Source organism: Streptomyces sp. NPDC008079 (assembly GCF_042957385.1).
GTDB lineage: Bacteria > Actinomycetota > Actinomycetes > Streptomycetales > Streptomycetaceae > Actinacidiphila.
Genome location: NZ_JBIBIC010000004.1, coordinates 65,529 through 77,933, shown reverse-complemented (window position 1 = coordinate 77,933; position 12,405 = coordinate 65,529). Strand labels below are relative to the sequence as shown.

At 73.5% G+C, this 12,405-nt stretch carries 11 protein-coding genes; 6 read left to right on the top strand and 5 right to left on the bottom strand.

Translation table 11 applies throughout. The features are described from left to right. Window positions 1–389: 389 nt before the first annotated feature. Window positions 390–1,424 (top strand): ABC transporter substrate-binding protein, encoded by a 1,035-nt coding sequence (locus ACFZAM_RS11745; RefSeq protein WP_355340927.1) that lies wholly within the window; start codon window positions 390–392, stop codon window positions 1,422–1,424. Between the two features lie 22 nt (window positions 1,425–1,446). On the opposite strand, the gene ACFZAM_RS11740 is transcribed toward ACFZAM_RS11745, so the two are convergent. Beyond that, complete coding sequence (locus ACFZAM_RS11740; RefSeq protein WP_355340924.1) at window positions 1,447–2,229, bottom strand: helix-turn-helix transcriptional regulator; 783 nt, start codon at window positions 2,227–2,229, stop codon at window positions 1,447–1,449. 150 nt (window positions 2,230–2,379) lie between these two features. Here ACFZAM_RS11740 and ACFZAM_RS11735 point away from each other — a divergent pair, with 150 nt between their 5' ends. Continuing rightward, complete coding sequence (locus ACFZAM_RS11735) at window positions 2,380–4,089, top strand: ABC transporter transmembrane domain-containing protein (protein WP_391044950.1); 1,710 nt, start codon at window positions 2,380–2,382, stop codon at window positions 4,087–4,089. Next, entirely contained in the window at window positions 4,086–5,966 is a 1,881-nt protein-coding gene (locus tag ACFZAM_RS11730; RefSeq protein ID WP_391044949.1) for an ABC transporter transmembrane domain-containing protein, read from the top strand. Before ACFZAM_RS11735 ends, ACFZAM_RS11730 begins: the two co-directional genes overlap by 4 nt. Window positions 5,967–6,078: 112 nt before the next feature. Here ACFZAM_RS11730 and ACFZAM_RS11725 read toward each other — a convergent pair whose 3' ends face one another. Then, a complete protein-coding gene (locus ACFZAM_RS11725) occupies window positions 6,079–6,753 on the bottom strand; it encodes a lytic transglycosylase domain-containing protein (protein ID WP_391045632.1) in 675 nt (224 codons plus the stop codon). A 218-nt stretch (window positions 6,754–6,971) separates the two neighbouring features. Here ACFZAM_RS11725 and ACFZAM_RS11720 point away from each other — a divergent pair, with 218 nt between their 5' ends. Together ACFZAM_RS11720 and ACFZAM_RS11715 are read left to right on the top strand one after the other, a co-directional pair. After that, on the top strand, window positions 6,972–7,547 hold the full coding sequence (locus ACFZAM_RS11720; RefSeq protein ID WP_391044947.1) for a TerD family protein: 576 nt from the start codon (window positions 6,972–6,974) through the stop codon (window positions 7,545–7,547). A 125-nt stretch (window positions 7,548–7,672) separates the two neighbouring features. Further along, on the top strand, window positions 7,673–7,915 hold the full coding sequence (locus ACFZAM_RS11715) for a hypothetical protein (RefSeq protein WP_355340909.1): 243 nt from the start codon (window positions 7,673–7,675) through the stop codon (window positions 7,913–7,915). On the opposite strand, the gene mgtA is transcribed toward ACFZAM_RS11715, so the two are convergent. The 3 genes from mgtA to ACFZAM_RS11700 all read right to left on the bottom strand — a co-directional run bounded on the left by mgtA (window position 7,888) and on the right by ACFZAM_RS11700 (window position 11,758). After that, entirely contained in the window at window positions 7,888–10,677 is a 2,790-nt protein-coding gene (gene mgtA, locus ACFZAM_RS11710; RefSeq protein WP_391044944.1) for a magnesium-translocating P-type ATPase, read from the bottom strand. The two genes, ACFZAM_RS11715 and mgtA, sit on opposite strands and share 28 nt — an antisense overlap. Then, a complete protein-coding gene (locus ACFZAM_RS11705; protein ID WP_391044941.1) occupies window positions 10,661–11,020 on the bottom strand; it encodes a metalloregulator ArsR/SmtB family transcription factor in 360 nt (119 codons plus the stop codon). The genes mgtA and ACFZAM_RS11705 overlap by 17 nt, the downstream gene beginning before the upstream one ends. A gap of 177 nt (window positions 11,021–11,197) precedes the next feature. Beyond that, on the bottom strand, window positions 11,198–11,758 hold the full coding sequence (locus tag ACFZAM_RS11700) for a cysteine hydrolase (RefSeq protein ID WP_355340903.1): 561 nt from the start codon (window positions 11,756–11,758) through the stop codon (window positions 11,198–11,200). Window positions 11,759–11,833: 75 nt separating this feature from the next. On the opposite strand from ACFZAM_RS11700, the gene ACFZAM_RS11695 reads away from it, so the two are divergent. Further along, window positions 11,834–12,280 carry a MarR family transcriptional regulator gene (locus ACFZAM_RS11695; protein WP_391044938.1) on the top strand — a complete coding sequence of 149 codons (447 nt, stop codon included), beginning with the start codon at window positions 11,834–11,836 and terminating at the stop codon, window positions 12,278–12,280. Window positions 12,281–12,405 lie beyond the last annotated feature (125 nt).

Here is a 12,405-nt window from a genome sequence, read left to right as displayed (position 1 = left end):
AACTCCTCGGCGGACTCACCCGGGCGGAAAGTAAGGGCAGGCTAACTTAAGCCGTGCGGTCGTTCTGCCGCCCCTTGGGGGGAATCGAGCCGCCCGGCGGCGGCGGACGGGACGTAGGAAGACATCTTGTGTCGCCGAACGGACACTCCTGAGCGGCCCTGTCCGATCGGGCCGATGCTCCGTGCGGCCGTTCCGTCGTCGCACCGGAGTGCGGAATTCCGTGCCGCGCGGGGGAGTTGGCGAGACCGCGTCTGTACGGCGGCGGGAGCGGCCGGAGGCTGCGGGTGACCTTCTGCCGACACCGACTGGCCGAGGCCAGAATCCACCCCGGAAAGCCGCGCTTAGGGTAACCAAAGTTAGGTAAACCTAAGTTCTGCTCGGAGGTCCTCATGTCGTCCCTGCCGCCCGGCCCTTCCTCGTCGCGCCTCGCGCGTCCGACCCGCCGCACCCTGCTCGGCGCGGGCGCGGCGGGCGCCGCGCTCCTCGGCCTCGCCGCCTGCGGATCCGGCGGATCCGGCTCCTCGGACAGCGCTTCGGCGGGAACCAAGGGCGGCGGCAAGAGCGGCGGAAAGGCGACCCGTACCGTCGACTCCGCCAAGGGCCCGCTGGAGATCCCGGACAAGCCCCAGCGCGTCGTCGCGATCAACGACTTCCCGATGTCCGCGATCTTCGACCTCGGCCTGACGCCCGCGGGCCTGTTCAACGCGGGGGAGGAGTACGTTCCGCAGCGCGACCTGGAGCGCTGGAGAAAGATCCCCAAGGTCTCCAACGGCGTCGGCGGCGCCATCGAGGTGGAGAAGGTCGCAGCCCTGCGCCCCGACCTCATCATCGGCATCGACGTCCAGGCCAACCTGCCGTACAGCCAGCTCAGCGAGCTCGCGCCGACCGTCCTGCTGCCCTTCTCCAAGTCCAAGGCGCCCTGGCGTGACATGTCCGACCAGACGGCGGCGGTCCTCGGCGTACCGACCGCTCTCGACAAGCTCAAGGGCCGCTACACCCAGCGCGTCGCCGAGATCAAGCAGAAGCACGCGGACGTCCTCGGCCGCGTCCACTGGGATCTGCTCCAGGGCGGATTCGACGAGGGCCAGTGGTGGCTGTACGGCGTGGGGTCGCCGATCGGCGGCATCCTCAAGGAGGCGGGCGCGCAGTTCGCCACCGCCACCCAGCGGCTGGCCGAACAGCAGCCCGTCTCCTACGAGTTGATCACCGCCAAGCTCTCCGACGCGGACGCGATCTTCTACTACACGACCAACGACGGGAAGCCCGCCAACCTCGGTCCCAAGCTCTTCGCCCAGAAGTCCTTCAAGCAGCTCGCCGCCGCCAAGGCCCACCACCTCTACGGCAGCGACTACTTCCTGCCCGGCGGCTACGAGGACGCGCTCGGCGTGCTCGACGACTTCGAGAAGGCGCTGACCTCGCTGTGACGACGCTGCCGCGGGACCGGTCTCAGCGGGGCGAAGCGGAGAAGTACGCGCCCGGTGTGCGGCCGGTCTCCTGGCGGAAGGCCGCGATGAACGAACTGGGCGTGGAGTACCCGACCTGGAGCGCCACCGCCGCCAGCGGCCGGTTGCCCGCCATGTGCTCCAGCCCGGCGCGCAGCCGTGCCCTGGTGCGCCAGCGGCCGAACGACATCCCGGTCTCGGAGCTGAACAGCCGCGCGAGCGTACGGGCGCTGGCCCCGACCTCGCGCCCCCAGTCCTCCAGCGGCCGGTGGTCGGCGGGCAGCGCCAGCAGCGCCTCGGCCACCTTGCGGGCCCGGCCGTCCACCGGCATCGGGAGGTCGATCGTCGTTACCCCCACCGGCCGCAGCAGGTCGAACATCACCGCCTCCGCCCGCGCCCTCGGCTCCGGCTCCAGATCCGGGTCCGCCAGGTGCGTGATCAGCTCGCGCAGCAGCGGCCCCACCGCCACCACCGTCGGCTGCGACCACGCCAGCGGGCAGCTCTCGGGATGCACGTACACACTGCGCATCCGGGCGGTGCGGCTCGCGCTCGTCGTGTGCGGCACCCACGCCGGTATCCACAGCGCCAAGGTCGGCGGCAGCACCCACGAGTGCGCGCCGATGTCCACGGCCAGGACACCGGTCGGCGCCCACACGAGCTGGTGCACATCGTGCTCGTGCTCGCCGAAGCGCTGGCCGCGCGCCATGTCGAAGTTCACGACGCGCAGCGCCTCGGCGCGGGCGGGCGGCGTCGAACCCTCGGCGACGGCATGGCTGTTCAGCGACATAAGTCAGCAGCGTAGCTCATTTACGACAGCCCGGACCGACCCGTAACCTCGCGGTGGCCGCCGCACGTACCACCGTCCGGCGGCCGTACGCACGACGCACCACCCACCGGCCAAGGTCCCCGCGGGCCTGGAAAGAGCGCACACCTCGCCATGCCCCAGACACCGCCCACCGCCGCCGTCACCCCCGCCGCCGACCCCGGCCCGCTGCGCGCCGCGGCGCTCCACGTACGCGGCAGCCTCACCGCCGCGGTGCTGCTGCGCAGCGGACATCTGGCCGGTGAGGCGCTGGTGCCGGTGGTGGTCGGCGTCGTCATCGACCGGGCGGTGGACGGCGGCTCCGGCCGGCAGCTGGCGGCCTGGCTCGCCGTGCTCGCCGCCGACTTCCTCGCGCTGTCACTGTGCTTCCGCTTCGGCTCCCGCGCCACCGTCGCCGCCGCCGAACGCTCCGCGCACGCCGTCCGCGTACGGCTCACCGACCGGATGCTCGCGCCGGACGGGACGGCCGTACGGGACCGGATGCCCGGCGACCTGATGTCGGTCGCCGTCTCGGACGCGCAGAACGTCGGCAGATTCACCACGTCCGTCGTCCAGGCGATCGCGTGCGTGTTCGCGCTCGTCCTCGGCGCGGCCCTGCTGCTGCGCATGTCCGTCACGCTCGGCCTGCTGGTGCTGCTCGGCACGCCCGCCGTCCTCGTCGCGGTGCATCTGCTCGGCCGACCCCTGGAGCGCCGCGGCGCGGCGGAACAGGCCGCCGCCGCCCGCGCGTCGGGCACCGCGGTCGACTTCGTCGCGGGACTGCGGGTCCTCAAGGGCCTGCGCGCGGAGGGCCCCGCGTACGCCCGCTACGTCGAGGCCAACCGGACCAGCCTGCGCGCCACGATCTCCGCCGCCCGCTTCGAGGCGCTGATGGACGCCGCCGCCGTGCTGCTCGGCGGAGTCCTGGTCACCGCGGTCGCCCTGGTCGGCGGGCGGCTCGCCCTCCAGGGCCGGATCAGCCTCGGCGACCTCATCGCCTGCACCGGCCTGTGCCAGTTCCTGCTCGGGCCGACTCAGGGCCTCATCGCCGTCGGCCCCGACCTCGCCCGCGCCCGCGCCTCCGCCGGACGCGTCACGGCGGTGCTCGACACGTCGAGCGCGCCCGGCGCTCCCGCCGCGGCCAAGGACGCCCCGGTGGCCGACTCCCCGGCGGGCCCGCGTGGCGCGCTCGAACTGCGCGCCCTCACCTACGGGCGGCTGCGCGGGGTCGAACTGAGCGTCGCGGCCGGGGAGCACGTGGGGCTGGTCGTGCCGGACCCGGCCGCCGTCGCCGACCTGATGGCGTGCCTGCGCGGACAGGCGGAGCCCGAGAGCGGCGCCGTCCTGCTGGACGGCACGGCGGCCACCGACCTCACCGGGGCCGCGATACGCGAACGCGTCCTCGTCGCACCGCACCACCCGTTCCTCTTCGACGGCACGATCCTCGACAACCTCGGCTCCGGGCCCGAGGGAACCCTTCCCCGGCCCGCCCCCGACGGCCTGCTGCCCGCCGCGGGGGACACCCGCGTCGGCGAGCGCGGCGCCTTCCTCTCCGGCGGCCAGCGCCAACGCGTCGCCCTCGCAAGGGCGTTGGCCGCCGACCCGCCGATCCTCGTGCTCGACGACCCGACCACCGCGATCGACTCGGTCACCGAGGCCAGGATCGCCCGCACGGTCACCGACGAGCGGGCGGGCCGTACGACACTGATCGTGACCACGTCCCCCGCGCTGCTCGCGGCCTGCGCGCGTACCGTCCTGATCACCGAAGGCGCGGTGGTGGCCAGCGCGCGGCACGCCGACCTCACGGCGGCCGAACCGGCCTACCGGGCGGCGGTGTTCGCATGAGCGCGCAGACCGAGCGGACCGGGGAAGCGACCACCGTCGCCGACCTGCTGCCCGTCGCGACCCCGGCGCGAACCGGCCGCGCGGTGCTCGAACTCGTCCGCCCGCAAAGGGCGTTCGCCCTCCTGACCGCCGCGGTCTTCGTCGCCGAGGCACTGGTCGGCCTGGTCGGGCCGCTGGCGCTCGGCCGGATCGTGGACGTGGTGCAGCAGCGGCGCGGCGAGGGACCGGTCTACGTGGCCGCGGGTGTGCTGCTGGCCGCGGTGCTGGCCCAGGCCCTACTGACCGCGATGGGCCTGCGGCTGACCGCGCGGGTCGGCGAGACCGCCCTGGCCCGGCTGCGCGAACGCGTCATCGAGAGCGCCTTCGCCCTGCCCGCGCAGCGCGTCGAACAGGTCGGCGCGGGCGACCTCGCCGCGCGGATCGGCGACGACGCCTCCCTGGTGGCGGGCGCGCTGCGCGGCGTGCTGCCCAGTGTCGCGGGCGCCGCGCTGACCATCGGCTTCACCGTCGTCGGACTGACCGCCCTCGACTGGCGGTTCGCCCTGGCGGGGCTGTGCGCCATGCCGATCCAGACAGCCACCATGCGCTGGTACTTGCGCCACTCGGGTCCCCTCTACGCGGCCCAGCGCGTCGCGGGCGGCGAGCGGACCCGGCAGATCCTCGAATCGGTGTCGGGCGTCGAGACGGTACGGGCCTTCCGGCTCACCGAACGGCACACCAAGCGCGTCGCGGACCGCTCGGCCGCCGCGATGGGCTACGCCCTGCGCGCGGTCACCCTGCGCTCGCGCTTCTACGGCCGCCTCAACGCGGCCGAGTTCACCGGCCTCGGGCTGATCCTGTGCACCGGCTACTGGCTGGTGCACGCCGGCCACGCGGGCGTCGGCGAGGCCACCGCCGCCGCGCTGCTGTTCGTCCGGCTCTTCGACCCCGTCAACGTGCTGCTGGGGCTCGCGGCGACCGCGCAGGAGGCGGCGGCGGGACTCGCCCGGCTGGTCGGAGCGGCCGACCTCGCACCGGAGCCCGCCGCCGAGCCGGGCGTGACGGCCGTACCCGCGCCGCGGGAGCCCGCCGCCGAGCCCAGCGCGACGCCCGTACCCGCGCCGCGGGAGCCCGCCGCCGACGCCGCACAGGGCCCGGCGTATCTCCTCGACGCGCGGGACATCCACCACGCCTACCTGCCGGGACGGCCCGTGCTGCACGGCGTCTCGCTGCGGCTGGCCCCCGGCGAGCAGGTGACGCTGGTCGGCACGACCGGCGCGGGCAAGAGCACCCTGGCGAGGATCGTCGCGGGCGTCCACCCGCCGACGTCGGGTCACGTGTCGGTCCGGGCCACCGGGCGGGCGGGGCGGCCCGCCGTGCTGCTGCTCGACCAGGACACCCACGTCTTCGCCGGTACGGTCGCCGACAATCTGCTGCTGGCCCGGCCGGACGCGGACGAGGCGGCGCTGACAGCGGCTCTCGACGTGGCGGGCGCCCTGGCGTGGGTCCGCGCGCTGCCCCGGGGGACGGCGACGCTGGTCGGGTCGGGCGGCATGGCGCTCACCGCCGTGCAGTCCCAGCAACTGGCGCTGGCCCGGCTGGCGTTGGCCGATCCGCCGATCGCCGTGCTGGACGAGTCGGCGGCCGAGGCGGGCAGCGAGGGCGCCCGCACGCTGGAGGCCGCCGCGCGCGAAGTGCTCACCGGACGCACGGCGTTGGTGGTGGCGCACCGGCTCACGCAGGCCGCCACCGCGGACCGGGTCGTGGTGATGGACGACGGCCGCATCGTCGAGGAGGGCCCGCACGACGAACTGGTCGCCGCGGGCGGCCGGTACGCCGAGCTGTGGTCGGCCTGGTCGTCGCGGGCGACCGCGCCCGCCACGCCTCCGGTGTCCTGAGCCGCGACACCCGGAGTCCGGCACCAGCCATGAGGCACCAGCCACCAGCCACCAGCCATGAGGCACCAGCCACCAGGCATGAGGCATCGGGCACTCGGCGTCCGCCGCGCGGTCAGCCGGAGCCGCGCACGTCCCGTCCCGCGGCGGCCCAGTTCGAGCTCAACTGGTCGAGATAGGACTGGGCTTGTGACCCGGGGGTGACGCCTCGGGCGAAGGCCAGCATGTTGCCCGCGCCGGTGTTGTAGCCGAGCGCGATCAGCTGATTCACCGTCAGTGAGGTGGAGCGGTGGGCGGGGAGCTGGGCGGCCAGGTCGTGCAGATACCAGGCCGCCGACTCGATGGCCAAGCCGGTGTCGTCGGGCAGCTCGTCCCAGTCGCGGCCGGCGAAGTCGCGGCCCCGCCTGGTCTCGTCGAAGGTGGCCTTGTGCATGTTCGCGATGCCGAAGGCGGCGTCCGGCTTGAGCTTCTGCCAGGCCCGTTGGAAGGCCGGGTCGTGCGGCTTGTAGTCCTCGTTGTAGAGGATCGCCATCAGCACCTGCGGGTCGACCCCGGCGCGGGCCGCGTACCGCTTGACCTGCGGCGCGTACCGCCCGAGACCGTCGCTCGCGGAGGCCGAGGGTTCGGCGGACGTGCTCGGCGCGCTGCTGCTCGGCCGGGCGGAGCCGCCGGCCGCCGGCCGGTCGGCGGCGTCGGGACTGTGCCCACGGCCGCCCGCGGCCCATCCGGCGACCACCAGGGTCGCCAGGACGACCCAGGGCCACCGCTTCCGGGGCTTGTCCACCGCCACTGTCCCGCCGCCTTCCGTCACCGCACGGTGCCACCGTACGGACTCGCCCCGCGACACGCGCGTCCGCCGCGTCGCGGAGGGGGTACCGACCTCCGCCGCAGGTCCGGGCCTGGACCTGTGAGCACTTCAAAGATTGCGCAATCAAGGAACCGCGTCGCGCGGATCCTCGTTCTTCTCAGTAGAGGACGCGAAAACAAGCGGGAAGGTGGAGAGGGCTCGTGGGTGTGACTCTGTCCAAGGGCGGCAATGTCTCCCTGAGCAAGGAAGCCCCCGGACTGACGGCCGTCACGGTCGGCCTGGGGTGGGACGTACGGACCACGACGGGTTCCGACTACGACCTGGACGCGTCCGCGCTGCTGTGCGACGCGGGCGGGAAGGTGCTGAGCGACCGGCACTTCGTGTTCTTCAACAATCTGGAGAGCCCGGACGGCTCCGTCACGCACAGCGGCGACAATCTGACCGGCGGCGGTGACGGGGACGACGAGCAGATCAGGGTGAGCCTCGCGACGGTCCCGCTCCAGGTCGACAAGGTGGTCTTTCCCGTGTCGATCTACGAGGCCGAGAAGCGCGGCCAGAGCTTCGGCCAGGTCCGCAACGCGTTCATCCGTATCGTCAATCAGGCCGACGGGCGCGAGCTCGCCCGCTACGACCTGACCGAGGACGCCTCCACCGAGACGGCGATGGTCTTCGGCGAGCTGTACCGCAACGGAGCGGAGTGGAAATTCCGCGCCATCGGCCAGGGGTACGCCTCGGGCCTGGCGGGCATCGCCACCGACTTCGGCGTCAACGTCTGAGGTCCACCGAGCCGGGGCCGCCCCTTCCACCCCCCCTGGGGGCGGTCCCACCCCCCGTCGCCTGAATCCCGCCACGTCCGCACCCGCGACAGTTCCCCAATTGCGTAATCGATAAAGTGTCGCGCATGGAGAGAGCAGGGAACGGCGCCGACGGCTGGGAAGCCGCGGTCCTTGACGGCGGTCCGGCGGACGGCGTGCGGATACGGGTGGCCGGACGGCCGCGAGTGGTGCAGGTGAGCTGTCCGTGCCCCCTCGACGACGAAGCGGGCACGACGGGCGTACGGGTGGACGCGCTGCACATCTATCGACGCACGTCCCGCGCCGGGGACACGCCGTTGCGCTACGGCTTCGACGCCGCCAGTCCCTGACGGGCGGCGGTCCGCGCCTCGTACCGCGTCTTCGCCATCACCAGCGCCGTCCCGTACGACATGAGGACCGCGGCGAGCAGCGCGTAATAGAAGAGCGGGAGCGCGGTGAAGCCGAGGGCGGGGGCGAGGGGGGAGAGGGGGACGAGGATGCCGATGGCCGCCAGCGCGCTGGTGGTCAGCCGGATCGGGCCGGGCGCGCGGCCCTCCGCGGCGGTGCGGCCGGTGCGCAGCAGCAGCATCACCAGGGCCTGCGTGAGCAGATTCTCGGTGAACCAGCCCGACTGGAAAGCCTCTTGGCTGGCGCTGGTGCCGAATCCCCTGATGGACAGGGCGAGGATGCCGAAGGTCGCCACATCGGCGATGGCGTTGAGGATGCCGAAACCGGTGACGAAGCGCAGGATGGCGCGGGGTTCGAGGGCCGAGGGCCGCGCCATGTCGGCGGCCGGCGGCCGGTCGTAGGCGAAGGCGAGCTGCGCGCCGTCGAAGCAGAGATTCTGCACGAGGACCTGCATCGGCAGCATCGGCAGGAAGGGCAGCAGCAGCCCGGCGGTGAGCATCGCGATGACGTTGCCCAGATTCGAGGACAGCGCGATCCGCAGATAGGTGGCGATGTTGCCGCTGCTGCGGCGCCCGGCGACGATCGCGTGGCAGATCGCGGTGAGGTCCTTCGCCGCGAGCACCACGTCGGCCGCCTCGCGCGCCACGGCGGTGGCGTCACGCGGGCTGATCCCCACGTCGGCGGCGTGCAGCGCGGGCAGGTCGTTGACACCGTCGCCGAGGAAACCGGTGACGTGGCCGCCCGCGCGCAGCGCCCGCACCACGCGGGCCTTGTGCGCGGGGGTGCAGCGGGCGAAGACCGTGGTGGTCTCGGCGAGTTCGGCCAGAGCGTCGTCGTCCAGGCCGTCGATCGTGTCGCCGGTGACCACCCGGCCGGGGTCGAGTCCGATCTCGTCGCAGGCCCGCGCGGCGGTGCCCGGATGGTCGCCGGTGAGCACCTTCACGGTGACACCGCGCCCGCTGAGCGCCGTCAGGGCGTCGGCCGCGGTGTCCGCCGCCGCGTCCCGCAGCCCGACGACGCCCAGGAACGTCAGCCCGTACTCGTCCGACGCCGTGACGGACGAGGCGCCGGACTTCGCGGGCCGCTCCGCCGCGGCCACGGCGAGCACCCGCAGACCTCCCTCGGCCCGCTGCGCGCACATGGACAGCAGTCGCGCGCGGGCCTCGTCGTCCAGGTCGGTGTCCCGGCCGTCCACGCGCTGCCGCACGCACCGGGCGATCACCGCCTCCGCCGCGCCCTTCACGACCAGCGCGTGCGTGCCGGGACTGCCCGGTGTCCGCAGCACCACCGTGGCCAGGCGGCGTACGGGATCGAAGGGGAGCGCCGCCACCGCGTCGTGGTCGAGGTCGTCGCCGCGCTCCTCCGCCGCGTCCAGCAGCGCCTCGTCGAGCGCGTCGGGCGAGGGCAGCTCGGCGAGTTGGAGGGTCCACAGACTGTTGACGGCCGCCCAGTGCAGGACGTCGGGACTGTCGTGCCCCTCGCCGTCGACATGGCAGGCGACGACGGGCCGGTCCTGGGTCAGGGTGCCCGTCTTGTCCGTGCACAGGACGTCCATCGCGCCCAGGTCGTGCAGCGCGGGCAGCCGCTTGACGATCACGTCGCTGCCACGGGCGAGCAGGGACGCCCCCCTGGCCAGCGTCGTGGTCACCACGACCGGCAGCATCTCGGGCGTCAGGCCGACCGCCACCGCGACCGCGAACGGCAGCGTCTCCAGACCGCGCCCGCGCAGACCCGCGTCGGCCATGAGCACCAGCGGCGGCGTCAGCAGCATGAACCGGATGAGCGACCAGGAGATGCCGTGCACGGAACGGTCGAAGGCGCTCTCCCGCCGCCGCGTCGACATACCGCGAAAGCCCCGCGCGAACCGGGTGTGCTCGCCGGTCGCCATCACGACCCCCGTCGCGCTGCCCGAGGCGACGCTGCTGCCCTGGAGGCACAGGTGCGGCGCCTCCGGCGCGGACGACGAACCGTGCCGGTGCCGGCGGTCGCCGGACGCCCCGTCCCCCGGCTCCTCGTCGGAGGCGGGCGACGCGTCGCCGTTCGGGCCGGGACTCTCCACCGGATACTTGGCGACGGGCGCGGACTCCCCGGTCAGCGCGGCCTGGTGCACGGTGAGCCCGGTGGCGCGCAGCAGCCGCAGATCGGCCGGGACCAGATCCCCCGGGCCGAGCAGGACGACATCCCCGGGCACCAGTTGGTCGACCGGGATCTCGCGGGTCTCCGGCGCGCTGTTCGCGTCCGCTCGACGGCGTACGGTCGCGGTCGCGGCGACCAGTTCCCGCAGCGCCGACGCCGACTGGTCGGCACGGTACTCGCCGCTGGAGCGCAGCACGCAGCTGACCGTGACCAGTGCCATGATCACGCACGCGGTGTTCCAGGCGGCGACGGCGGCGGACACCAGGGCGAGGCAGAACAGCACGGTGGTGAAGGGATCGCGCAGGCTGCGCAGGAAGCGGCGCGGCCAGGAGACGGAGCGCAGCGCGGGAAGGACGTTCTCGCCGTACCGGGCGAGCCGGTCGTCGGCCTGCGACTCCAGCAGCCCGCGCGGACCGCTGCCGACCACGCGCAGGAACTCCAGCGTGGGCAGATCCGCCGTGTCGGGGGCGGTGAGGTGACCGGGCGGCGCGCCCTGCTCCAGGCCGTCGACCGGCTCGGGCGCCGCCCAGGCGGTGGGACGTGGTCCGCTGTCAGGCGCCCAGGTCACGGACGCGCCCAGGCGTTGTCGTGTACCCACCGCGTTCCGCGAGCTGCCGCAGCATCCACCGCACCATGGTCTCCACGTCCGGGTCGTCCACCAGGTACACCACGTGCCGTCCCTCACGGCGCGACCGCACCAGGCCGGCGAGCTTGAGCTTCGTCAGGTGCTGGCTGACCGCGGGCAGCGCGCCGCCGACGCGGTCGGCGAGCGCGGTCACATCGCTCTCGCCCTGCATCAGCGTCCACACCAGGTGCAGCCGCGCGGGCGAGGCCAGCAGGCCGAAGGCCGCGGCGGCCTGTGTCAGCACCTCAGCGGGCAACTCCTCGAAGTCGCCCCCGCCCCTCGCCACCACCGCTCTCCCTCCGGACCGCGCCTGCGCGCCGACCGCGCGAGCGCTCAGTCTAGAGCGTGTCCGTGAACGCCGGACCTCTCCCGTGACCTGCGCTGCACGGGCGCCGGACACCGACCCTCCGGCGCGGCCGGGCACCGGCGCGTGAGGCCGCGGGGTAGGGCAACAGCCGTCGGCTCAGAGGGACGTGACCCACTCGTCGGTGGTCATGACCTGGGCCTGCTTGGGGAAGACCTTCTCGATGAGGATGCGGTGGACGTCGGGTTCGTTGTCGGCGCAGGCGTCGGACAGGACGGTCAGGCGGTAGTCGAGGTCGGCCGCCTGGCGGATGGTGGACAGGACGACGCCGCTGGTGGACAGGCCGGTGAGGACGAGCGAGTCCGCACCGGCGCCGCGCAGCAGGACCTCCAGGTCGCTGCCGGTGAAGGCGCTGACCCGGCGCTTGACGGCCACCGGCTCGTCGGCGCGCGGGGCGAGCGCGTCGACCACCTGGGTGGCCGGGTTGTCCTGGGTGAAGGCGTCCCCTGCCTGGCTGAGGGCGCTGAAGGAGAGGTTCGAGGCGGCGGTCTCCGGATAGCCGGGCCGGAAGGCGACCCGTACGAAGATCACCGGAATCTCGGCGGCGCGGGCGGCCTCGACCGCGCGGGCCGCCGCGGCCACGACGGAGTCGTCGGCGATGCGCTGCACGATGCCGTTCTGGAAGTCCATGACCAGCAGGGCGGTACGGGATGCGGACATGAGGGGCGGGTCCTCTCGGCGGAAAGTAGACAGTCTTAACTGAACAGTGAGAATTAAACAGTGTAGGCTGACGATATGCAAAGTGAAGCGAAGCCGGTCGCTCCCGGCATGCTCCAGGCGTCCCTGGACGTCCGCGTGGTGGTGGGCAGACTGCGCCGCCGCATCCTCCAGGTGACGGACGGGGAGGATCTGACCCCGTCGCAGTCGTCCGTGCTGATGCGCGTCAGCCGGGGCGACGCCGTCACCGCCGCCGCGCTGGCCGACGCCGAGCACGTACGGCAGCAGTCCATGGCCGCGACGCTGTCCTCACTCGAGCGGCTGGGACTGATCCACCGCACCCCCGACCCCGCCGACGGCCGCCGCCAGATCGTCGAGCTGACCCCCGCGGGCCGCGAGCGCGCGGAGGGCGCTCGGCAGGCGGGCGTGGAGTGGCTGGCGCGCGCCATGGAGGAGCAGTACGACGACGCGGAGCGGCACACGATCAGCGAGGCGATGCGCCTGTTGGGCAGGCTGACGAACTGATGGCCGCGATACCGCAGGGACAGTCCGGGCAGTCGGGGCCGTCCGAGCCGTCTGAGCAGCCCGAGGCGTCCGCCGTGCCCGCCGTACGAACGGAGCAGGCCGCCGTACGGCCGGAACGGACCGCC